Below are 21,076 nucleotides of genomic sequence, written 5' to 3' on the forward strand. Positions count from 1 at the left end.
TGTCAATTGGAAAGGAAATTACAGTCGTGGTTCCCTGATGGGAACTCTCACTTCCCATGGCAATTCTTAGTTTCCACTCAGAGGAGATTCTATCGGTCAACTAAGGTTGAAGACTGGACATGCTACGGTTGGGTGGGTCAGTTCGACAGAGAGGCAGACTCAACTGATCGGCTCTAGATCTTCGAAGACCATTCTACTCATAATTTCCTTGGTCAGTTCGACGGTTAACTGCCGCCTCTTGCCTGAAGGCAGGAAAACTCCTAGCACGAGAAACCCGGCCTGCTGAAGCAACCGGAGAGGTTTCATCCTGTCGAGCACCGCCACCCAACCCGAACTATTTTCATGATGGGCAAATTATTGCATAATATGCAAGGTGCGAGGGTGCTTTTTGACTTCCCATTTCCGGAAGAACGAATCTTCCGATACCAAGCGATGCAGGATATCCTTCATCATCTCGCCAACAATCCCTTCGAAGGGTTTACACAGCAAGAACTCGCGTCGATTACGGGCGCGGACGTATCGTCGATTTCGCGTTCGGTCAAACTCCTCGAGAAGTCGGGCGTCATCGAGGTGAGCGAGCAGCACCCCGCCCAAATCACGATCGACATAGATCATCTTCAGCGACCGGAACCGGTATTCATGATCCCACAGTCCGAATTCTGCAAGCCAGTCCAAGCCTATCTCAATGAACTCGAGATACGCATCCAAGAGAGCGAGGAACTTGACGAACTCGTTGGAGTCATTCTCTTTGGGAGCGTAGCACGCGGAACAGCAGACCGTCGCAGTGACATCGACCTCCTCGTCATCGTTGACGGAGATCTTACCTATGGACGGCGTATTTGTACGTCTGTCGCGCGTGATATAGAGGAGGAATCGTTCGACGGTCACCGATACGAGTTTGAGGTTCTTGTCGAAACGCCGGATACCGCTGTTTCCCACGGCGGAGAGCTGAAAGAGATATTCGACGAAGGGCTAGTACTCGACCGTTCTGACCAACTACAGGAGTTACGCCAGAACATATACGCCTCGTCTGGAGGGGATGTGTAGCCATGCCGATTAACCACGACGACATTGAGCCGGAGTTGTCGAACGCACAGGAGGCGTTCCGTCGTGGGGGGCAAACTCCCGAGGAAGGGCTAGACGTTTCGAGTGCTGATCTCGTCCAACTTCGGAAGGCGTGTCGACTTCTCTCCGGGGCAGAGCGATTGCTCGAAGACGGCTATTACACGCTCACGATTGAAGCCGCCTTCACGTCGATCGAACGAACGCTGCTCTTCTGGTTGATTACAGAGGGACATCACGATCCATCCCAGCCGCCACAATCACACACCACCGCGATCAATCGAAGCGCCGAAGTCGGATTCATCACTGACGAAGTTGCGACAGAACTCGAAGATCTCTGGAACGAAAACCGTGCACACACGTACTACCAGGATGGGATGGCTACTGATGATCGTGCAGATACGATGGTCGCGCTCGCCGACGAGATCCATTCACAGATCATCAATCTCGTTGGACAATCTCACGAATGCATCTGTGAGTGATGTCGGTGAACAATACGGCGCGCTTTGGAGCGTAATGAGCCTGTTCTTGCTGCCGACAGCCAGTTCGGGAATATCCCCGGAGTCACCCGTGAAAGCTACTGCTGATCAGGATTGACCTATTCGGTAGTCCACTGACTGGTTACTGGCGAAAGGTGGGGGTACTGTCGTTGCTGACCATCATAGTACCACCCTCCAGTGACAGCTGTTGTCTACCGGTGGAGCAAGACTTTCTGTCCCTGAATGTGACCGCCGAGGACCACTCGAGAGACACCTACAGCTACCGATACCACGTTACCACCCGCATATCGCTTGGAACTGGAGTCGTCCTACAGAGAGGTACCTCTCTCGAGGGCTGAGTTTCCGGCGTGGACAGCGCTATCTGTGGACATCATCTGTCTCTGGATGCTCTCCATTTGGTCCTCCTTCACCGGGAAGTTCAGCATCAACGGGGATCACCAACCGCCGCTCGGTGTACTCGAGACCGTTCTTTCGCTCCTGTCGTCGTCGGACGGCTAACCGGTTCTTCGAGAGATCTAACATCGCGTCGATCACTCTCGAGACCAACTTCTTCGCGTAGCTCTCGCTGATGCCGGTCTCCTGTCGGCGAATCCAGTGTTTGAGATCACTGGCTTTGACGTACTCGTCGATATCCTTGCATCCACTCTCCCACGGGTTGTCTCCAACGCTCGAGTCCGTTCGTGCCTGCCAGAGTTTTGCGGCTAACCGTGTCGGGAGGGCGTTCGCCGCCGACCGGCGCATCTCCTTATCCATGCGCGCGAGCTGCTGGATCGGCAGGAGGTCGCCGTAGGCAAGCGAGACGTTGCCGCCACGTTCGAGTGGATCCACACTTTCGGGTAGGCGGTAGTAGGCCTGTCCGTCGGCTTTCGTGATGCGCTCGAGGCGACCATCCACGACGTCGACGGCGTGTTCGTCGATCGTCTCGACGCGGAGATGCGCGCCTTTCTCGAGTTCGCGGCTCTGGAGTTCCGCGATGCGTGCTTTGTTCGCGTTGGCTTTCTTCAGGGCTGCCTTGGCCAAGCTCTCGAGGCGCGTAGCTTCGGACTCGAGTTTGTCGACGCGGTCCTCGAGTTCGCTAGTTCGCTCCTGGAGGTGATCCCGATCCGCTTCGAGTTGCTCGATGCGTTCGTCTTTACGCTCGAGGTCCGTCTCGAGTCGGTCGATCCGGTCGCGAAGCTGCTGGAACTCCGCGGCAAGCTCGGTCGTGGTTTCGGTCGGTGCATCTGCTGTTGGAGTCGTGTTCGACGACATTGGAATGCGTAGCGATAGCTCTCGAGAGGGTTGTTCACGAGCGATACGGTCCGAAAGCAACGGTGGCCCGGCAACCGACAGCCTGAACACTCGCTGGGGTGACCGGTCCCTAGCTCACAGAGAACGGGAGTCGCTCCGAGTGAGAGACGGCCGAAATCGGTGCCGAGTTACCGGATTGGGGGATGTGGCCTCCGTTACTCACCTCCGCCGGTGTTCTCTTCACCTTCGTCGTCCTCGATCGGCCGATACTCGTGAGTCCGTCCGGAGGGCTCGTATCCCGGTACGTAGGTGAACTGGGAGTTCGGCTTGTCGTGAAACACGAAGGGAAGACGGCCCCGCTGTTCGCGGCCGGTCATCCGATACCGATACTCGAAGAGATCGTCCGAAGGTCCCAGCGCGTTCGGGGCTGGCAGGTCACCACGATGCAAGTCCTCGAGAGTGAGCACACGGACTTCCCACTTGCGGGCGATTTCCTCGGCGCGCTCGGTCAGTTCGGTCGTGTGACACAGGACCGGCATCGCAACGCAGGTAAAGGCGAGCATACAGAGTCGGAAGAGTTCGTCTTCCGTGACGAGGCGGCTGTCCCAGTCTTTGCACTCGGCGAGCAGCCAGTCGGTGGGCCGATCCCGTTTCTCCTTGCGCTGAGCGGCGACGTCGATCTCGAGGCCATACACGGAGACCCGCGTTGCGGCGCTGTACCCCCACCGACGCATCGCCTGTTCGAGCTGGTATTCGAGCCAGCGTCCGTCACCGTTCCCTCGTCCCTCCGTTTCCTCGCGCGGCGGGCCGTCGCTACTCATCGGCGACACCTCCCGTTGCTGGGTCGTCAGCGGCTCCGGCAGTGTCGGTCAGCAGCGCGCGAACCTCCTCGAGTTCGGTGCGCGCACGGTCGAACGTGAGATGCACCTGCCGGCGCTCGAGGCTGCCGGTTTCCCGTTTCGACGTCGTGTGCAGGGCCTCGAGTCGCTCCTCGAGGCGAGCGAGGATCTCGGCGTACGTCTCCCACTCGGTATCGCCCTCCGCAGCGGTGGGGGACCACTCGTCGGTTCGTGGCGGATCCAACAGCGTCCGTCGCGCTCGCAAGAGCGCCTCCTGGAGCGTGTGCAAGCGACGTCTGACCGTCGTTCGGGCGTCCGCGGACAGCGCCGCGTCGTCGTCGACCGTGTCTGTGATCGCCTGGACCGTGTGGATCGTCGGCTCGAGGTCCGTGTAGTCTCCGTCGGGTGGCGTCCCCGTCGGCTCGATGGCGTCGGCGGTTTCCTCGCCCGTGCGGGTGTCGAGGATCTCGTACTTGCGGTGTGGACCGGCCCGCGGACGAACCATGATCGGCTCGTCGGCGACGGTCTCCGGAACCCTCGTGATGTGGGCGAGTAGGCGCGGATCGGTCTCCTCGAGTCCCGGTTCCGGAATCCGGAGCTCACGTCTTCCCTGGCCGTCCTCGACCAAAAGGAAGCCAGTGTAGCCGACCAGATACGACGGAATGTCGAATCCGTCGTCGGTGAGTTCAACTTCCTCGACAGGGAACTCGAGCGTAGTGAGATCGGTGAGCCGGCCGAGACTGCAGGTCCCCGCGGTCGTGACCTCCGAGACGGTGAGTTCGCTGTGGTCGGCCGCCGGCACGAGTGCGAGCGTTCGCTCGTCGGTTTCGATTTGTCTGTAGGCCGTCCTGGGTTCGTAGTCGGTGATGATGCCTGTCGTCGTGGTTTCGTTTGTCCCGGTCGGCGTGGACTCCCAGGTGAGTTCGATGCGTGCTCCGGGTGGCAGCGTTCGAAGCTGACTCAGCAGGGCCTGTGGGGTCGGCTCCGTCACGTCCGTCATCGATCGACACCTCCGGCAGTCGACGGGGCCTTCGAACGGTCGGACGGGACACACAGCAGCCTCCGGATCGCGTTGGTTTGACTGCGACACCACAGCAATCGTTCCCCGAGACGGGCGTCCGCGTCCGCCGAGAGTTCCGGAACTCGAGCACGCCGTTCGTAGAGGTGACGAACGACGTCGTCGATCCGATCGAGGAGGGGCTCGTACCCTGTTCCCGAGGGCATCTCGAGTTCCGGATCGACCGGAACCGTCGTCTCGAACAGCCGCTGCTGGAGCGTGACGGTCGTCGACCGGAGCGCGTTCACGTGATGGCGAAGCTGGGATCGAGTCCGACACTCAAGGGCTTGATCGGTGCTGCTCCGCCGGGAGAGTTCCAGCACGAGTCGCCCGAGTTCCGCGAGAACGGGCTCGAGGTCGTCGGCGTCGAGCGCCCGCGGCGGTGTGTGTCGGCAGGGGGTCTCGAAGTCGAGAGCCGGATCGGGGTCGCGGTCGAGATCGGTCGTCCTCTCGGTCGAAGCGGTGGTCCGATCGTCCACGAGTTCGTACGTGCGATGCAGGTCGCCGGCTGTGACCGTCACTTCGAGGGCGTCGTAGGACGGCGCAAGCGACCGGCCGGCGATGCGGGCCAGCAGTCGATCGTCGTGGTCTTCGAGGCCTGGGGCAGGAATCCGTCGGTACCGTCGACCGTATCGATCCTCGATCGTCAGGATGCCGGTATAACCGACGAGGTCGTCCGGGACGACGACGCCGGCGTCGGTGATTCGGAGCCGGCCGGTCGGACGCGACCTGAACTCGACGGCACGAAGCACGCCGAGTCGAGTCACTGCCGTTTCGGAGACCGACGCGACTTCGATCTCCGAATTCGTGAGCGTGATCTGCAGGAGATCCGGTCGCCGATCCGGCTCGAGCTGGCAAACACCGGCCGTTCGATCGACGTCGGTGACGGTCCCGCGAGTGGTCGTGGTGAGGTCGGCGTCGTTCTGCCAGCGAAGCCACACGCGCGTCGAGGGCGTGGCTGCGGTGATCGCGTTGATCAGCTCGACGGACTCCGCGGTCGACGACTTACTCGTCATCGTCCGCACCTCGCTCGTCGATCGATTTGCGGTCGAACGCGATCGGATCCGGCCCGAGATGGGTTACCTGTCCGTTGCCGCGGCGAGTGAGCATCGTCACTCCACCGTCGCTGACGGTCCCGTCGTCCGTCTGGCGACGGAAGGTCAGCAGGAGGGGATCGACCTGTGCGCGAACCTCCCGGAGGCGACGCTTCGCCTCCCGCTTGGTGTCGTCGTCGAGCGCCTCGCTGGCGGCGATCTCCTGGAGAAGGTCGTGTGCCAGAGTGTCGATCCCTTCGAGGATCTCGACGTACGCGTCGTACGGTGACTCGCACGCGGGGTCGGTGGTGGACTCGGGGATTCGGTGGTCGTCGGCGGCTGCGAGAAGCGTCTCGAGGACGGTTTCGACGTCCTCGTCGGTGCACTGCTCGAGGGCGGCCAGCGTCTCTGCAGTCAGGGGAATGGACTTCGGTTCTTCCATTGTTCTATAGTCCTATAGTTCAGCCGTAGTGTCGTATAGTCCTATAGTTGTTCGGGACTGGCGTTCAATAGGATTATACCGGTCGGCCGGTCTTGCTCGAGTATGGCCGACGATATCACGACCATCCAGGTCACCGAAGAGACGTGGCGACAACTGAACGTGCGCAAGAACCCCGGCGAGACGTTCGACGACGTGATCCAGCGCCTGCTCGAGGAGGCCGACGGATGAGTTAGTTTGTGGTGAGTCAGTCATCGGTAGCGGGAACCTCCGGGTTGGTGAACTGAGAGCGGCTGTACGGTGTTTCCGAGAGTGGTTTGATCTCCGGGAGTCCGGATCTCTGGAGTACATTGGTGAGTTCGTCTGTAGTGATCGACTTCCAGGTCCGGTGCTGGTCGGTGTACTGTCGGAGATCACCGTCGACGGAGGCAACGACGTCGGGTGAGGTGGTACCGAACGCGAGGACGACGGGGTCGTCAGTGGTCCAGGTGTTCTGGATATGGGTTGTGAGCGTCTCGAGTGTCGGCGGTGTCGTTGGTGTGTCGAGCGTCGCGTTCGTCTCGATAGTTGGAGCGTCGGTCAGTTCAGAGCCGATGACGCGCCACTCACGGCCGGTCCAGACCGATTCGATGCGGTGCCAGCTGTCGTCCTCGCGTTCGAAGGTGTATCGTCGGGGCGGGCCGTGGGTCGGTCGCCACTGGAGGGTAAGGCGGTCGGTCATCGGCGGGTCACCTCCTCGAGTCTGGTATAGAGTTGTTCGAGATCGCCTGGGGTGATTGGGCGCTCGAGGTGGAGGACGACCTGGTCGGTGTAACAGGCGGTGACGAGATATTGTGTGTACACCTCGAGGAGTTGGCGTCCCTGCTGGGTTAGGTAGTACGTCTGATTCCCGGATTTGATTATGTTGTCTGCGTGGAGATCGTTGAGGGACTGCTGGATATGGTTATTGAGAAGTTCGTCGTATTGATTCTCGAGGCTTGTCTTGATAGTCGGTTGGTCTGGGCAGTGGGTCGTCTTCTCGAGTGATGCGACCGTTGCGAGGAGATCGCGTTGTAGTCCAGAGAGGGCTGTCCAGGCTGTATTGGTTGATGTTGGGGCCTGGTTGGTGATTATGGGCGATGCATCTGTCTGGTCGGGGCATTCAAGGCCCCGTGAATCGTTTTCGAACATGCTTCCGTAGCGTAGGTACGGGAGCCACGATGGATCCGGTGTCACAGCACCGGGTCCCGTTACGTTCCTCCTAGCCCCATATGATCGGGGACATGAGTCTCCCGTTAACTGATTATTCAGTAGGATCCCTAATAAATCTTCTCACTTATTAGTGATCATACGATCAGCTATTGTTGATTAGCATTTCGTGTATCGATACCTGTATGAATTGGCCCAGATGTATTGGGACTATGCGTCAACCCGATAGTTGGATGCAGTTGCCAACAGATGAAAGAATACTCGAGGCACTGCATTCATCGGGTATGGTCCTCTCTCCGGCTGTGATTAGCAAGAATATCGATCGGAGCAGAGAAGAGGTGACTAGACGTCTTTCTGTTCTTGTCGAGTACGGGCTTGTCACACGAGTCGAACGCGGGTATTACGAAATTTCTAAATTTGGTGAACAGTATCTCGAAGGGAACCTCAATGCTAGTGAGTTGGATCCCGACGACGATTTAGAGCAGTAAATCCAGGTTTTGTCTAATAGATAGTGCCTCTGAGAAGGTGTAGCTCAGAGCGAAAACGTGATGAACCCGTGGCCGCACCTGATGGGCAATGACTGACGACGCCGACCCGCAGGCCGTCGCGGAGGCGACCACTTCGTTCCTCGCGGACCGCGACGACGGGGAGCAGGCGCTCGAGGCCGTCCTCGAGGTCGAAGCGGCGTCGGAGACGTGGACGTTCGACGACGTGGCACTTGATTCCGGGACGTTCGGGGAGCTGGTATCTCGCGGGGTCGTGGAGAAGGTCGACAGCGAGTATCGGGTGGCGGACGTCGAGACAGTGAGGGTCGTCCTCGACGGGGAAGAGGTTACGTCGACGGGAGCAACGGACCGCGGATTTGCCCTCGAATACGACGTCGATCTCCGGGCGCTCTCGGCGCTGGTCGGCGCATTGGTCGTCGTCGCCGGGGCTCGCATGCTCTCCTACGGCAGCGTCTTTCAGCGCGGGTACGTCGTGTCGCCGGGGAACGATCCCTACTACTTTCGCTACTGGCTGGAAGATCGACTCGCCGAGTCGTCAGGCCTGACGGATTAAGGCGTGTTCGTGGATGCACCGCACGGTATCTCGGGGCGGCGTCCGGCCACGCACGCGACCAACTGGTTTTTCACCGAGTTGCTCGGCGGTGGGCAGGGAGCGGCCGATACGGTCGCTGCGTGGCTGCCCGTCGTCGCGTCGGTCGCGCTCGGACTGCTGATCTACAAGCTCGCCGTGTTGCTCACGCGAGACGTGCGCGTCGGTGTAGCATCGGTACTCGTCTTCGCCGTGACGCCCGTCAATGCGGTGTACACGAGCCTCGGTTTCCTCGATCACAATCTCCACCAGTACTTCTGGCTCGGAGTGACGTTGTGTCGCTGGGCTGGCTTACAGTCGATCTTCAGCGACGGGTCGCAGGCAGCGACGGTGGACAGATACGGGATGGTGTTCGAGCGCACCTTCGAGCACCCGCGACGTGGATCGTCGCCGTCGGCTTCGGCGTTTCGGTCGCCGCCGGTACGCACGCCTGGGGCGGTTCGCCGTTACTTCTGATTCCTCTTGCTGGCTATATCGCGTTGCGGGCTGCGATGGACGCTCGAGGAAACGTCTCTCCGGTCCTCGCGGCGCTCCCCGTCTTGGGCGGCCTGCTTATCGGAAGTACGATCTCGATCGCGTTGAACGTCCGCTGGGGCTGGCACGCGCAGTTCGTCTCGATGACGCCCGCGATGGTGTTGGCCGGCGGGCTCGTCGTGACGGCCGCCGGCGAGCTGTGGCGCCGGCTCAAGATCCACCTCGGCGGGTTGCTGGCCGTCGAGGCGCTCGTCGCGGTCGCCGGGTTGTACACCTTCCGTCGGTTGCGTCCCGAAGACTGGCTGGAAGCCAGGGCGCGGATCGACGATCTGATCGCTCGAGACTTCGCGACCGAAACCGGGTCGCTGTTCTCGACGGAGTACGCCGTCTTCTTCGGCCCGCTGTACCAGCTCGGCGTCGGCTTCTACCTCGGCCTGGCCGTGCTCGGGTTCGTCGCCTGGGTCGTGTATCGGCGGTACGAACCAGGTTGGCTGCTCGTCGGGACCTACGTCGGGTATCTCCTCGTGCTGGCCGGCATTCAGGTGCGGTTCGCCGGACAACTCGCGATTCCGCTCGCGATTTTGAGCGGCTTCGGCGTCGTCTACGTGCTCTCGACAGTGGACCTGGCGCGACGACCGCTGCCACTTCGCGGCGCGTCGTCGACGGGTGACCGTACGGGCGCGTCACCGGTCGTCTCCGACGGCGGTCAACTCGAGCCCTCGATCTCTCTGCCGGATCGACGGGCGACGGTCTATGTCGTCGGGATCGGACTGCTGGTGTTCGGACTCAGTCTGGTCTATGTGCCCGGCCTGATCGCCGATACTACTTACAGCGACGGGCAGGTAGCGGCGCTCGAGGCGATCGACGAGCACGCCGCAGCGAACGAGCGGACGTATCCGGAGAATTACGTGCTGAGCGAATGGGGCGACAGCCGGATGTACAATCACTTCGTGAACGGAGAGTCTCGAGGGTACGGCTACGCACAGAGTAATTACGAGGAGTTTATCACGAGTTCCGACCCCGACAACTGGTACGACCAGTTTGAGGGCCGTGTAGGGTACGTCGTCGTGACCGAGCGGGAAAGCGACTTGCCAGCTGGGGGTACGTATTCGCAGTTGCTCGAAGACTACGGTGCCGGTGGAAACGAAACAGACGGTGTCGCACACTATCAGGCGCTTTTCGTCGACGATGACGTCGCCGCGTTCGCCGTCGTCCCCGGCGCGACCATCACCGGAACCGGTGAGCCGGGTGCGACAGTGTCCATCGAGAGCGAGCGGACAGTTTCGGGTGAGCGAATTTCGTATGAACAAGCGGTGAACGTCGACGAAGACGGCTCGTTCGCGGTGACCGTCCCGTTCGCCGGCACGTACACCGTCAATGGGGACTCGGTCAACGTTTCAACGACGGCTGTTACAGAGGGTGAGACGATCTCACTCGAGTAGAGGATTTTTTGTGGGCCGGACACGCGGTGAGATCGTCGCCGGGCTCACCGTCGGAAGACGGCAGTCGCGATTTCGATGTTACGTCGTCCGTAGTTGGTGAACGTCACGCCCGAACACGCCGATGCGTGGATGCGATATCTCGCACAACAGGACAAGATCTCGACGCACAAGTCGAACTGCCAGAAGGCCGTGAAGATGTTGCTGAAGTGGCGACACCACGAACACGGAATCAGCGAGTGGGACGCCGACTTCACGTTCTCGGAAGACACACGCCAGCCCCGCGACTACCTGACGAGAGAGGAGCGCGAGGCGATCCGCGAAGCAGCGCTCGAATACGGATCGATTCCGAGCTACGACAACCTCACGTCCGCCGAACGGGATCGCTGGCGAGCACATCTCGCCCAGCGCTTCGAAAAGCCAAAGTCCGAGGTCGGCCCCGCGGACTGGGAGCGGGCGAACGGCTGGAAGACGCCGAGTCTCGTCTGGGTGAGTCTCGACGCCGGATTGCGCCCAATCGAAGTCAAACGGGCCACGCTCTCGTGGGTCGACATCGAGAACAGCGTGTTGCGCATCCCGCGAGAAGAGAGTTCGAAGAACACCGAGAACTGGATCGTCGGGTTACGGGACCAGACAGCCGACATGCTGCGTCGGTGGCTGAACGAGCGGCGAAACTACGACCGGTACGACGACTCGGAACGGATCTGGTTGACGAGTCACGGGAACCCACACTCGCCACGGTCGCTACGATACCTGCTTCACCGACTGTGTGAGATCGCGGATATCCCGGTGGAGAACCGTCAGATGAGCTGGTACACGATCCGACACTCGGTCGGCACGTACATGACTCGTGAGGAAGATCTGGCTGCGGCACAGGCCCAGTTGCGTCACACCAGCGAACAGACGACGATGAAATACGATCAGACGCCCGTCGAAGATCGCCGGGACGCATTGGATCGGATGGGGTGAATAGTCGGTCGGAAGGTAATCCCAGTCGAAGAGTTCGGGTCATCCAACATCTTCAATCGACACGGTGGGGTGTATGTCCGTGGTGGTGGCCGAATGCCCAAAGCAAACTTGATATTGTTGGTAGATCTGGTGGTGAATGGTTTCTACACTGCGAACGATCAGGGTTCGGCCCGGCAGGCAATCGACCAGTGGTCGTGGCGTAGTCGAGGGTGTACGCGAGAGTGGCGTTGACGAGGAGTGTCGCCAGTGGGGGGCTGGATGAATTCAAGGCGAGGTTGACGACGGTGGTTTCGGGGACAGTGACGAGCGAGCCATCACAGGTGGTGGTGGCAACGACGGCGACCGCGGTGTAGCGGATACGCGTGGGAGAAAGGGGAGCGGGAGAATCGACTGTGTTGAGATTGATGGATGGGTGGTATAGTGACTGTGATTGTTCCTGATCATGATTAGTAATAGAGAAGTGTAGAAGATGAATGCCGCAACGACAGCGACTGCTGTGTAGCGGAGCAAGCGCGGTAGCAAGGGGAGCGGGAGCATTGGAGTGGGTGTAGGGTTGTGGGGGTTTTGTGGGTGATGGATTCGGGTACGATACTCGGTGGGTTGTTGTGAGTACAGCCAGAAAGCTCCGACCGGCTACACTCCCGGGACTCGCTGCGCTCCTCGGTCTTCGACCTGCGGTGCTTACATCGTCCGGGTTCGTGTAGCCGGCCGCCCCTTTCATTCCCGCCCGCCTGGATTGGTTGGTCAATCTGTGTTGGGTGTTTTCTCGTTGGTTTTTGTTGTTGGTGATGAGTTCACCGTGAGATACCAACGAATATATGCCGCGACGGAAAGTACGAGCCAAGGAATGAGTGACGCGGAAGATATTACCCGACGAGAGCAACTCGACGCGCTAATTCGAGTTGCCAAATTCAAGCCATTATTGACTGTTGGTATTATTGTTGGTGGGGTCTTTGCTGCGCTGCTCGAAGGGATCGGCGTCAGTTTCATTTTACCGATCGTCGAGATTGTGCAAGCTCCGGGTGATCCGGCGGCGGCGGCCGATGGGGCGATGGAAGTCTTCGTGACGGTGTATCAGGCGCTCGGGATTCCCCTGACGCTTGGTTTTGTCGTTGCTGGTGTGAGTGCAGTGCTTGCGGTACGATGGACGACGACGTTTATTGTACGGTGGTTGCGGGAGGCGTTGGTGATTGATTACACTCGGGAGATTCAGAAACAGTCCTTCGATCGGGCGCTGGACGCGCGGATCGAGTACTTCGATCAGGAAGGGTCGGACGATATTCTGAATGCTATTGTCACGCAGGCGGAGTATGCTGGGCGGACTATTCGATACGTGATCAATTTCTTTGAGCAGGGGTTCCTAGCGCTGTTGTATCTTCTGGTTGCGTTTATTCTCGCACCGTATCTTACGCTCTTTGCGCTCGTGTTTCTGGGTGGGCTTACTGTTCTATTCCGGACTGTTGTTGAACCGGGGTACGAACTGGGTGACAAGGTTGCTGAGGCAAACGAGAACGTTCAGGAGGCGGCACAGGCCGGGACACAGGGAATCCGAGACACGAAACTGTTCGGGTTGAAACGAGAGCTCTATGACGACTTTCTCACCTCGGTCAATCAGTTTGCACGATCCAGTATCACCCTTCGACGGAACGAGCAAGCGATCAACAGCTTCTATAATCTCTTGACGGCTATCTCAGTGTTCGCACTGATCTATTTGGCAATCACGTTCGCAGATATGTCACTTGGAGCTCTTGGTGTCTTTCTGTTTGCGATGTTCCGGCTTGGGCCGAAAGCGAGTAATTTGAACAGATTATTTTACAGAATTGAAAATAATCTCCCCCACCTCGTCCGGACACAGAAATTCATCGACGAACTTGAAGCGAACAGCGAACCACTGGAAGTGACTGATACCGTTCCGGACGAGATCGAGACTGTGGAGTTCGATGATGTTCGCTTCTCCTACAAGGGGCAAGAGGACGAGGCACTCTCAGGGATCTCCTTCGAGTTCGAAAAAGGGGAGTTCATCGGCTTCGTCGGCCAGTCTGGGGCCGGGAAGTCGACTATTGTGTCCCTGCTTGCCCGGATGTACGAGTCAGATTCGGGTGAGATCCGAGCAAACGGACAATCAATTCATGAGATGGATATTGATAAGTGGCGGTCGAAGATCGCGGTGGTGCGACAGGATCCGTTCATTTTTAACGATACCTTGCGGTACAACCTGACGATCGGAAACCGGGATGTGTCTGACGAGAAACTCGACCGCGTCTGTCAAATTGCGAAAGTTGACGAGTTCTTGTACGATATGCCGGAGGGATACGAGACACAACTGGGTGACGATGGCGTCCGGTTATCTGGCGGACAGAAGCAACGTGTTGCACTTGCGCGTGCTCTACTAAAAGAGGCAGAAATTTTGATATTGGACGAAGCGACGAGCGATCTGGACTCGAATCTGGAAAAGCAGGTCCAGCGGGCGATTGAGCGGATGGATCGGGATTATGCTATTATTACTATCGCTCACAGACTCTCTACGGTGGAGAACGCTGACAGGATCTATACCGTCCAGAACGGGCGAATTACCGAAAGCGGCGAACACCAGAAGCTGGTTAATCAGGGCGGGAAGTACGCAGAACTGTACGGTATTCAGTCAAGCCAGTAATTAAATATGATAGAAACGGATGAAGACATAGCAGTTGGCACGAAGGTATTCAAAAGAACGTCCAAGCTCGAGGACCTCCTTTCATCGATTCCAGGGTGCGTAGAGACAGTTTATATTGCTGACGACGGGAAAACGGAGGAACGTGATCCCCTGTATTCACAGTCGTATCACTTCGATCTCGTCGTCCTCGATTTGGAGTACGACGAAGGACTGGGAGCGGGGAGACGCGCAATCGTCGAAGAGATGGACGAGGACTATCTAGTTATCGTGGACTCCGATCACACTATCCCAGATAACTTACTGACGTTGCAACGAGTCCTCGAGGCAAATGAGAGGCTGGGCGGTGTTGCCGGCGCGATAGTCGAACCGGATACGCCAGCGTACTATATCACTGGTCAGTTTTTCCAGGAAGTCGACGGAGCACTTCACCGAGGCCCCTTCTTGAATGAGGACGTAGATGTCCAAATCGTCGATGGCCATCCAGTCATTTACTTTGACTTTGTCGCCAACGCAGCGATGTTCAGACGGGAATGCCTGGAAGAGTACAGTTGGGACTCATCTTACGTTATCGGGTACGAGCACGTCGACTTCTACATCGGACACTGGAGGCGGACTGACTGGGACTTCGGTGTTTGCCCCGAAGTCGTCTTCGAACACTATCCCGGCGGGAGTACTGATTACAGCGAGAACAGGAACAACGACGATAAACTGTCCTCGTCGCAGTCGTACTTCCTGAACAAGTGGGGGTACGAAGCAGACGTCACGATGGGCTTCAGATGGGTTCGCGGGCCTCCGAGTTCAGCGTGGTACTATCGGGGCCACATGAGCGAGTGGCAGAAGGCAATCGTAATATTAGTACTGGATGGCCCTCGCCACTTACTCCAGAAAATATCTCATCGGATCAGAACTCTACTATAGAGATTATAAAATCTGAGCAACCACAATAACATGCTGTTAAAAATGAGTGGTTTAGAAGATTTAAGAATTCACGACTAACGAGTAAGCTGGTTGGTAGTACTTATTTCGGCTTGCACTCTGACTATCCTAGTCACGCGGTGCATTATCCACTTATAGGTAGCCGAGGTCTTCCAGTTGGTTCTCTAATCTGCCTCCCACGCTTCCTTGCGTAGACGCAGCTGACTCTATATTTGAGGACAGGGCTTCTAGACGACGCTTCGGGTCATCGAGCGATGAGTTTCCCACCTCCCGAAACCCGTCCACAGTGCTGTACCCGTAGTACTCTTCACCAACAATACCGCTAAAGCCCTGATCGAAACTCTTGGCCGTTTTAAGCGATTCTGTGCCGTCATTTAGCTTCGCTAGTTGCATGTCGGATATGCCATGCGTTTCAGTGAGGAACTTAGGACGCTCAGACGTTGACAGCATGGAATATAGTAATCTCCAGAAGTGTTTGCTCACATCTCTCTGTGTAGTTCCGAATATCGATAGGCTGCGCCCTGCTCTACCGATTAATGCTACAAAGACATCCAGATTCTACTATAGCTTCGGTTGTCGCTCTCGTCCTCGATGATACCTGCTGCGTCGAGTACCGTTGAATAGACATCGATGAGGCTCACGGGCCTCTCAATCCTCTTATCGTCGATCTGGTCACCACTAACGACCATCGGAACGTGGGGTCAGCTCGGGGTATTTCCCGTGGAAGTGCCCCAAAGGCCATCTGTTTCGTCCTCACCGAACAGTTCTTCGTGATTAGAGATTGTTATAATCAGATCGAACGTTTGTTTCATGCTTGTTTTGGTGATTTGACCGATCACTAAGCCTTAGAACTCAGCATTTCAACGGATATATTTGAATTGAACATTTGAGGCATCGGAAAGTGAAAACTCATACACGCCTCGGTTTTTGTGATATCCATTATCATAGAACACTACGTCCTTATCGAGAATATGGCCAAGAACCGCGACGTGCAAACGGTCAGTATGAATCGTACTGGCTGCCGCCGCCCTATTTACAAAGTCGGCAAATTCCGGCTCTCCGCGACTGATATCTCGACTTACAATAGGTGGCTCAATCGTCTCATCAATCTGTGGGGTAACTGATTCCGCGTCGTTCCGGAAGGCTAAGAGTGTATACTCTGCTGTAGAATTATCGACGGGGAGATCGCTTTGCGACAGGTGGAACGCGGTATCATCAGCTAAGTCAACCTCTACGTGGTCACAGGATGCTGTGGCGTCAGAAATCAAATCGTAGCTATATTTTTCGCGGCAGAAAAACACGGTTTCGTTTGTCACGTCTTCGAAAACTTCCCGCGGGTTGTGATGAGAAAACGCACAGCTTTGTGGGCCAATAATGATAGGGCAGTCGAAGAATTGCCCAGCTGTTTTATAACATTTGACTCCCCCTCCCCAATCCTCGAAGCTACCAGATTCGCTATTTTTCCGTGAGCGGGCATTAATCTCGCTAAAGTTCCCCCCACCATGAATGTAAACAGCGGAGAAATCGCTTAAATACCGATGTTTGAGAAAGGGGAAATAACTCCGCAGCCAGTAGATAGACCGCGGGTTCGCCCAGTCGAGTGATTTCGGAGCATCGTGTCGAACGGGACCACTTCCAAAGGAAAGAATTGGAATATTGGTCTCGTTAAAAAGTTTTCGCGCACCCAAATAGATGAGACTGTCGCCGTGGTTACCTCCGGGTTGGAGCGTCAAGATTGGGCCGCCGTCTGATACTTCGTCCACCCTTGATGCGACTTTCATGACTCCCCGTACGAAAGCAGATTGATTAATTGTTCTGGTAGAGAGGCGGTGGTGCAGAAGTCTTCACAGGCCCTCTGCTGCCAAACCTCGGGTCATGATTTATCGCGCTGAGTTTCAGAAATCAGAAAAGAATCCTCGTCAATCAGCCGTTTCATTGATCAGATCAACTCAAACTGAAATACCCGATTTAGGCCTTGAGACGTATATTTCACCACTGCCATTATAAATGAACGTTCCCTCCCTCTGTACTGTCGCCAATTGTGTCACCTTGAAGTTCAATACCCAAGAATTGCGGGGTTTGCTGCCCGGCCGTGTTTAGTTAAGCGTGAAAAGTGAGGCGGTGCGATTTTCTGGTGGTCTATGCCAAAAATCGACCGCCTCAGTGGTCGTAGCGACTGGGTCGATTTGAGTTTTGTGGAGCGAGAACGGACACCGTGTCGGCTGATGGAGCTCGGTATTCGACTCCATCTTGCTGGATTATCGCTTTCGAATACCGTTCGAGAACTCGAGAAGTTCGGTGTCGATCGATCGCGGAAGGCTGTGTACGATTGGATACAGAAAGCCGATCTACAGCCGGCAACTGACGCAGATCCGAATCACGTTGCGCTTGACGAGACCGTGATTCGGATCAACGACCACCAGTATTGGCTGTACGCTGCAGTCGATCCTGAAACGAACAGAATTCTCCATATACGGCTGTTTTCAACGACTACGACGGCATTGACTGAACGGTTTTTACGAGAGTTGATCGAGAAACACGACGTCGAAAACGCTGTGTTTCTCGTCGATGGCGCACAGCATCTTCAGACAGCACTCCGCCGACGCGGACTCCGATTTCGATACGAAAAACACGGAAATCGGAACGCTGTCGAACGTATCTTTCGAGAGATAAAACGACGTACTACCTCGTTCTCAAACTGCTTCAGTCACGTCAGACCATCAACCGCAGAATCATGGCTCCAAGCCTTCGCCGTCTGGCAGAATGCTACAAACTAAACACGATCTGCTGCCCAGAGCAATTAAAAACGCTGGCAGAGCCGATTTGAACCTGTGATGGGTCGTCCAAGTTGCCCTCTATCTTTATCGCGTTGGCATCGTCCCCCATATTGCGGTTGATCCTTCTGATCGTAACTTTATCTTCGCTTTGCCCATCGTCGACCGTGATATAGTATTCATCTCAGCTTTGCACGTTGAAGTAGGTGCATGACGTAGGCGGTGGCAAGGACGGATGATGCCGATTACGGAGTTCTTGTCGTGTACGCGTGTGTTCGACGAGTTCGAGTCGCTGTCTCCAGCCCAGCGCCATCACGCGAAAACCTACGCCACCGGTCTTGTTGCGGCCAGCAACAAGACCGTGGCAGGCATCGCACGCGAAGTCCTTCCAGCCAAGGGCAAACGCGCCCTCAACAAGTTCTTCACCGAGTACGACTGGGACGAACAGCAATTCAACCACGAACGCCTCGAAGAACTCCAAAAACACGGTGAAACGCGCTGGTCACAGGGTGGTTACATCATCCTCGACGACACGATCACCGAGAAAGCCGGGGACGAAGTCCCCGGCGTCGGCCACTTCTACGATCACGCTGAAGGTGACACTGTCTGGGGCCAAGACCTCATCTACGCCTTCTACGCCGACGATAAAACCGCCTACCCACTCACTTTCCGCCTCTACGAAAAACAGGATGAAGATGACCAAGACCACGACACCAAGTACGATCTCGCCCGCGAGATCGTCACCGAACTCGAAGAAGAGGTAGGTGTGCCTGCGGACACCTACCTCTTCGACTCGTGGTTCGCTCACGAGTCTGGTCTCGTTGAACACATCGAATCCTACGGCAAGGACTGGATCGGCCCGCTCCGGAGCAATCGACAGGTGACCTACGGCGGAGAAGAGCTAAGCGTCGATGCGCTGGCAGAGCGCATCGACACCGCAGAGCGCAACATCGAGGACGATACCTACCACATCTGGACGAAGAAGCTTCCCGTCTCCCAGCTGGGAGACGTGAAGCTGGTTATCGCCGAGAAAGAGACCGATGAAGACGAAGAGAATCCGGTCAAGTACCTCGCTACGAACAAAATCGACGCACCGACCGAGCACGTGATCCGCTCTTACGGGATGCGCTGGCGCATCGAGACGTTCTTCGAGGACTCGAAGCAGGATCTCGGCTTTGGAGACTGCGAGATGCAGACCGACGAAGGTGCCAGTCGGCACTGGCACCTTCTGATGGCTGCCTACAGTCTCGTTCGTCTTGATCCTGAGTCGAGCGCCTTGGGGACTGTTCGCTCGAAGGCGTCATCGCTTCGAGCGAACCTCGAACACTCCCTGAAGGAAGCCGTCTACAACCTTCTCTCGTGGGTTCGAGACAACGATGATCGCGGTATCGATGACTTGATGACCGAGATCGACCACCTCTTCGTTCACTCAACCGCTGACGCTAACGTGCAAAGCTGAGTATTCATGACAGAGGTTTTCCGAGCGGCGTCGATGGCCGCTTGTATTGTATCGAATTCGTCCGGGACGTTGACCGTAGTCGACTCGTTTGAGATGTACGGTCGCTCGCTCTCGCCGGGGGTTGCCTGGTCTGAACGCATCCGGATAGAAGTAGTCCGTGACCGAAGAGTACTCGTCGGGCGGCGTATAGGGAGAGTGTGCTTCCATCAGGTTGATAAACTGGAACACAGGCTTCCGATCCGTACTCGCTTTCTCTGACTCGCTTCAGGCATTCCTTCGCTCCGTCGTCGTAGGGCGCAATACTGTAGCCAGCGAACTTCAGTTCGATACCGTGTCGTAACGACGGAATTGTCGCCTGATCTAATTGGATGCACATTACGACTGCCTCGAGGTACTTGCTCACTCCGCTTATCCCGGTCATGGCTGACGACCAATCAAACAGGTTCTCGGCGGCATCCCGAATCGGCTACGCCATACCAAAATCGGTAATCTTCTATCGAATCCGAACTTGGGAGAGATGAGTGGATTTGCGGAGTACGCTGAAGTGTGATACCCAGCACGCGAAAGTCTCTCGGCCAAGGTCGTATAGGGCTGTTCCAGAGTGTCTAATACGCCGCGGACACCCACTTCTCTAGGGTACTAACCTGTGAAAATCCCGGCGTGAACAGGTGGGGTACAGTGACTCGGAGAATAAGCCCATTCGTATCGTCTGCCGTCAAGCCAATCGAAATGTGTATCGAAATAGTCTTTCCTCAGAGTGTCTAGTACCACAAGAGCAATATTCGGTCGAGACTCCATAAGTAATAAGACCCAAGGATGGATTTCAATCTTACTGAGTCACGATGGTGAATAGATCGCACTTTAAACCATCATGTTTACACGACACTGACAGATATGATTGATAACATTCTCAAAAATTGGAACGACCGATTTTGGTGGCGTGAAACAGCGCTACCGTATGCAGCACGAATCGTTCATAGGCACTTTCCACAGGATGGATGTCTAATAGGGGATGAAGTGTGGGACAATCTGATCATCCTTGATGCGTGCCGCTATGATATGTTTGCCGAGCAGTCTAGCCTTTCTGGCAAACTGAGTAAACGCACCTCAAAGGCTTCGAACACGCCTGAATTTCTTCAATACAACTTCAAAGACCAGGACTTCAGTGACACAGTATATGTTACTGCAAATCCCCAAGTGAACGTTCACCTAGAAAACGAGTTTTTCGAGGTCATCAACGTGTGGGAAGACCACTGGGACGACGAACTGCACACGGTCATGCCAGAGATAATGGCCGAAGAAACCATCAAAGCCTACGAATCATATCCGAACAAGCGGCTAATCTCTCACTTCATCCAGCCACATTACCCGTTTATCGGTGAAGTCGGCCAACAAAAACTAAACACACACTCCGGGATGGAACTCTCGAAGCGGCTTGCAACCGGCGATGAAGCCCACCGTGATCAGCTGTCTATCTGGGAGCAATTGTATGAGGGGTCCGTATCGGTTGATTTCGTTTGGGAAGCCTATCGGGAAAACCTCGAGATTACGCTTCCGTATGTAGAACGGCTGATTGAAACGTTTGAAGAGTACACTGTAGTGACTTCTGACCATGGGAATGCGCTCGGTGAACGTGCTTGGCCTGTTCCTGTGAAAATCTATGGCCATCCCCCCCAGATTCGAATCGCTGCTCTTACTGACATACCGTGGCTCGTTACGAATACAGAACAGAGAAAAGACATCGTTGCGGAAGAATCTTCATCCAGTAACGTCGGAGTTCAGGATAATGTCTCACAGCGACTCAAAGATTTGGGATACAAATAATTCGAATTCGAGTATTCGTCTTCACTTTAGGCCTCCGCAGTCGGTTGCATGACGGTCGCAAGCTCTTCCTGTAAGATTTGGCGTTCTTGATGGATCTTCTGTGC

19 protein-coding genes and 1 pseudogene are annotated in these 21,076 nt (G+C 56.3%); 11 read left to right on the forward strand and 9 right to left on the reverse strand.

The features are described from left to right. Nucleotides 1-366 precede the first annotated feature (366 nt). Together BM113_RS18550 and BM113_RS18555 are read left to right on the forward strand one after the other, a co-directional pair. Entirely contained in the window at nucleotides 367-1,047 is a 681-nt protein-coding gene (locus tag BM113_RS18550) for a nucleotidyltransferase domain-containing protein (protein WP_238593289.1), read from the forward strand. 2 nt (nucleotides 1,048-1,049) lie between these two features. Next, nucleotides 1,050-1,544 (forward strand): DUF8154 family protein, encoded by a 495-nt coding sequence (locus BM113_RS18555; protein WP_089789504.1) that lies wholly within the window; start codon nucleotides 1,050-1,052, stop codon nucleotides 1,542-1,544. A gap of 375 nt (nucleotides 1,545-1,919) precedes the next feature. Here BM113_RS18555 and BM113_RS18560 read toward each other — a convergent pair whose 3' ends face one another. From BM113_RS18560 to BM113_RS18580, 5 genes are all read right to left on the reverse strand, one after another. After that, nucleotides 1,920-2,813: a DUF8008 family protein gene (locus BM113_RS18560; RefSeq protein ID WP_089789505.1), complete on the reverse strand. Its 894-nt coding sequence runs from the start codon at nucleotides 2,811-2,813 to the stop codon at nucleotides 1,920-1,922. A gap of 194 nt (nucleotides 2,814-3,007) precedes the next feature. Continuing rightward, nucleotides 3,008-3,613, reverse strand: coding sequence for a hypothetical protein (locus BM113_RS18565; protein ID WP_089789506.1), 606 nt, complete (start codon nucleotides 3,611-3,613; stop codon nucleotides 3,008-3,010). Next, nucleotides 3,606-4,631: a hypothetical protein gene (locus BM113_RS18570; protein WP_089789507.1), complete on the reverse strand. Its 1,026-nt coding sequence runs from the start codon at nucleotides 4,629-4,631 to the stop codon at nucleotides 3,606-3,608. Before BM113_RS18570 ends, BM113_RS18565 begins: the two co-directional genes overlap by 8 nt. Beyond that, nucleotides 4,628-5,704 carry a hypothetical protein gene (locus BM113_RS18575; RefSeq protein WP_089789521.1) on the reverse strand — a complete coding sequence of 359 codons (1,077 nt, stop codon included), beginning with the start codon at nucleotides 5,702-5,704 and terminating at the stop codon, nucleotides 4,628-4,630. The genes BM113_RS18570 and BM113_RS18575 overlap by 4 nt, the downstream gene beginning before the upstream one ends. Then, entirely contained in the window at nucleotides 5,694-6,164 is a 471-nt protein-coding gene (locus tag BM113_RS18580; protein WP_089789508.1) for a hypothetical protein, read from the reverse strand. The genes BM113_RS18575 and BM113_RS18580 overlap by 11 nt, the downstream gene beginning before the upstream one ends. A gap of 102 nt (nucleotides 6,165-6,266) precedes the next feature. On the opposite strand from BM113_RS18580, the gene BM113_RS22020 reads away from it, so the two are divergent. Beyond that, nucleotides 6,267-6,392, forward strand: coding sequence for a DUF7557 family protein (locus tag BM113_RS22020; protein WP_076738743.1), 126 nt, complete (start codon nucleotides 6,267-6,269; stop codon nucleotides 6,390-6,392). A gap of 16 nt (nucleotides 6,393-6,408) precedes the next feature. On the opposite strand, the gene BM113_RS18585 is transcribed toward BM113_RS22020, so the two are convergent. Together BM113_RS18585 and BM113_RS18590 are read right to left on the reverse strand one after the other, a co-directional pair. Then, a complete protein-coding gene (locus tag BM113_RS18585) occupies nucleotides 6,409-6,882 on the reverse strand; it encodes a hypothetical protein (protein WP_089789509.1) in 474 nt (157 codons plus the stop codon). Further along, nucleotides 6,879-7,376 (reverse strand): PadR family transcriptional regulator, encoded by a 498-nt coding sequence (locus tag BM113_RS18590; protein ID WP_245758105.1) that lies wholly within the window; start codon nucleotides 7,374-7,376, stop codon nucleotides 6,879-6,881. Before BM113_RS18590 ends, BM113_RS18585 begins: the two co-directional genes overlap by 4 nt. Nucleotides 7,377-7,561: 185 nt before the next feature. Here BM113_RS18590 and BM113_RS22710 point away from each other — a divergent pair, with 185 nt between their 5' ends. The 5 genes and pseudogenes from BM113_RS22710 to BM113_RS18615 all read left to right on the forward strand — a co-directional run bounded on the left by BM113_RS22710 (nucleotide 7,562) and on the right by BM113_RS18615 (nucleotide 14,897). Then, nucleotides 7,562-7,837, forward strand: coding sequence for a winged helix-turn-helix domain-containing protein (locus tag BM113_RS22710; protein WP_029601727.1), 276 nt, complete (start codon nucleotides 7,562-7,564; stop codon nucleotides 7,835-7,837). Nucleotides 7,838-7,925: 88 nt separating this feature from the next. After that, nucleotides 7,926-10,360 (forward strand): annotated as a pseudogene (locus BM113_RS18600) (MFS transporter). A gap of 129 nt (nucleotides 10,361-10,489) precedes the next feature. After that, complete coding sequence (locus BM113_RS18605) at nucleotides 10,490-11,326, forward strand: tyrosine-type recombinase/integrase (protein WP_089789522.1); 837 nt, start codon at nucleotides 10,490-10,492, stop codon at nucleotides 11,324-11,326. A gap of 847 nt (nucleotides 11,327-12,173) precedes the next feature. Next, complete coding sequence (locus BM113_RS18610; RefSeq protein WP_089789511.1) at nucleotides 12,174-13,979, forward strand: ABC transporter ATP-binding protein; 1,806 nt, start codon at nucleotides 12,174-12,176, stop codon at nucleotides 13,977-13,979. 6 nt (nucleotides 13,980-13,985) lie between these two features. Beyond that, nucleotides 13,986-14,897, forward strand: a complete 912-nt coding sequence (locus tag BM113_RS18615; RefSeq protein WP_089789512.1) for a glycosyltransferase family 2 protein — start codon at nucleotides 13,986-13,988, stop codon at nucleotides 14,895-14,897. Between the two features lie 150 nt (nucleotides 14,898-15,047). Here the strand turns inward: BM113_RS18615 and BM113_RS22025 are convergent, their stop codons facing one another. Both BM113_RS22025 and BM113_RS18620 read right to left on the reverse strand, forming a co-directional pair. After that, nucleotides 15,048-15,308 carry a hypothetical protein gene (locus BM113_RS22025; protein WP_143095859.1) on the reverse strand — a complete coding sequence of 87 codons (261 nt, stop codon included), beginning with the start codon at nucleotides 15,306-15,308 and terminating at the stop codon, nucleotides 15,048-15,050. 467 nt (nucleotides 15,309-15,775) lie between these two features. After that, complete coding sequence (locus tag BM113_RS18620; protein ID WP_089789513.1) at nucleotides 15,776-16,696, reverse strand: polysaccharide pyruvyl transferase family protein; 921 nt, start codon at nucleotides 16,694-16,696, stop codon at nucleotides 15,776-15,778. 360 nt (nucleotides 16,697-17,056) lie between these two features. On the opposite strand from BM113_RS18620, the gene BM113_RS18625 reads away from it, so the two are divergent. The 3 genes from BM113_RS18625 to BM113_RS18635 all read left to right on the forward strand — a co-directional run bounded on the left by BM113_RS18625 (nucleotide 17,057) and on the right by BM113_RS18635 (nucleotide 20,972). Further along, nucleotides 17,057-17,692: an IS6 family transposase gene (locus BM113_RS18625; protein ID WP_089789514.1), complete on the forward strand. Its 636-nt coding sequence runs from the start codon at nucleotides 17,057-17,059 to the stop codon at nucleotides 17,690-17,692. Between the two features lie 232 nt (nucleotides 17,693-17,924). Beyond that, complete coding sequence (locus tag BM113_RS18630; protein ID WP_089789515.1) at nucleotides 17,925-19,148, forward strand: IS701-like element ISHala1 family transposase; 1,224 nt, start codon at nucleotides 17,925-17,927, stop codon at nucleotides 19,146-19,148. Nucleotides 19,149-20,042: 894 nt separating this feature from the next. Beyond that, nucleotides 20,043-20,972 carry a hypothetical protein gene (locus tag BM113_RS18635; protein ID WP_089789516.1) on the forward strand — a complete coding sequence of 310 codons (930 nt, stop codon included), beginning with the start codon at nucleotides 20,043-20,045 and terminating at the stop codon, nucleotides 20,970-20,972. Nucleotides 20,973-21,076: the final 104 nt, after the last annotated feature.

The sequence above is a fragment of the Natronobacterium haloterrestre genome (assembly GCF_900112205.1).
In the GTDB taxonomy this organism is placed as follows: domain Archaea; phylum Halobacteriota; class Halobacteria; order Halobacteriales; family Natrialbaceae; genus Natronobacterium; species Natronobacterium haloterrestre.

What these genes read in the sequence shown, in the direction of transcription:
- BM113_RS18615 (WP_089789512.1), top strand. Translation starts at nt 13,986, where the DNA reads ATGATAGAAACGGATGAAGACATAGCAGTTGGCACGAAGGTATTCAAA.
- BM113_RS18635 (WP_089789516.1), top strand. Translation starts at nt 20,043, where the DNA reads ATGATTGATAACATTCTCAAAAATTGGAACGACCGATTTTGGTGGCGT.
- BM113_RS18565 (WP_089789506.1), bottom strand. Translation starts at nt 3,613, where the DNA reads ATGAGTAGCGACGGCCCGCCGCGCGAGGAAACGGAGGGACGAGGGAAC.
- BM113_RS22710 (WP_029601727.1), top strand. Translation starts at nt 7,562, where the DNA reads ATGCGTCAACCCGATAGTTGGATGCAGTTGCCAACAGATGAAAGAATA.
- BM113_RS18630 (WP_089789515.1), top strand. Translation starts at nt 17,925, where the DNA reads ATGATGCCGATTACGGAGTTCTTGTCGTGTACGCGTGTGTTCGACGAG.
- BM113_RS18550 (WP_238593289.1), top strand. Translation starts at nt 367, where the DNA reads ATGCAAGGTGCGAGGGTGCTTTTTGACTTCCCATTTCCGGAAGAACGA.
- BM113_RS18580 (WP_089789508.1), bottom strand. Translation starts at nt 6,164, where the DNA reads ATGGAAGAACCGAAGTCCATTCCCCTGACTGCAGAGACGCTGGCCGCC.
- BM113_RS18585 (WP_089789509.1), bottom strand. Translation starts at nt 6,882, where the DNA reads ATGACCGACCGCCTTACCCTCCAGTGGCGACCGACCCACGGCCCGCCC.
- BM113_RS22025 (WP_143095859.1), bottom strand. Translation starts at nt 15,308, where the DNA reads ATGCAACTAGCGAAGCTAAATGACGGCACAGAATCGCTTAAAACGGCC.
- BM113_RS18625 (WP_089789514.1), top strand. Translation starts at nt 17,057, where the DNA reads ATGCCAAAAATCGACCGCCTCAGTGGTCGTAGCGACTGGGTCGATTTG.
- BM113_RS18620 (WP_089789513.1), bottom strand. Translation starts at nt 16,696, where the DNA reads ATGAAAGTCGCATCAAGGGTGGACGAAGTATCAGACGGCGGCCCAATC.
- BM113_RS18555 (WP_089789504.1), top strand. Translation starts at nt 1,050, where the DNA reads ATGCCGATTAACCACGACGACATTGAGCCGGAGTTGTCGAACGCACAG.
- BM113_RS22020 (WP_076738743.1), top strand. Translation starts at nt 6,267, where the DNA reads ATGGCCGACGATATCACGACCATCCAGGTCACCGAAGAGACGTGGCGA.
- BM113_RS18575 (WP_089789521.1), bottom strand. Translation starts at nt 5,704, where the DNA reads ATGACGAGTAAGTCGTCGACCGCGGAGTCCGTCGAGCTGATCAACGCG.
- BM113_RS18560 (WP_089789505.1), bottom strand. Translation starts at nt 2,813, where the DNA reads ATGTCGTCGAACACGACTCCAACAGCAGATGCACCGACCGAAACCACG.
- BM113_RS18570 (WP_089789507.1), bottom strand. Translation starts at nt 4,631, where the DNA reads ATGACGGACGTGACGGAGCCGACCCCACAGGCCCTGCTGAGTCAGCTT.
- BM113_RS18610 (WP_089789511.1), top strand. Translation starts at nt 12,174, where the DNA reads ATGAGTGACGCGGAAGATATTACCCGACGAGAGCAACTCGACGCGCTA.
- BM113_RS18605 (WP_089789522.1), top strand. Translation starts at nt 10,490, where the DNA reads ATGCGATATCTCGCACAACAGGACAAGATCTCGACGCACAAGTCGAAC.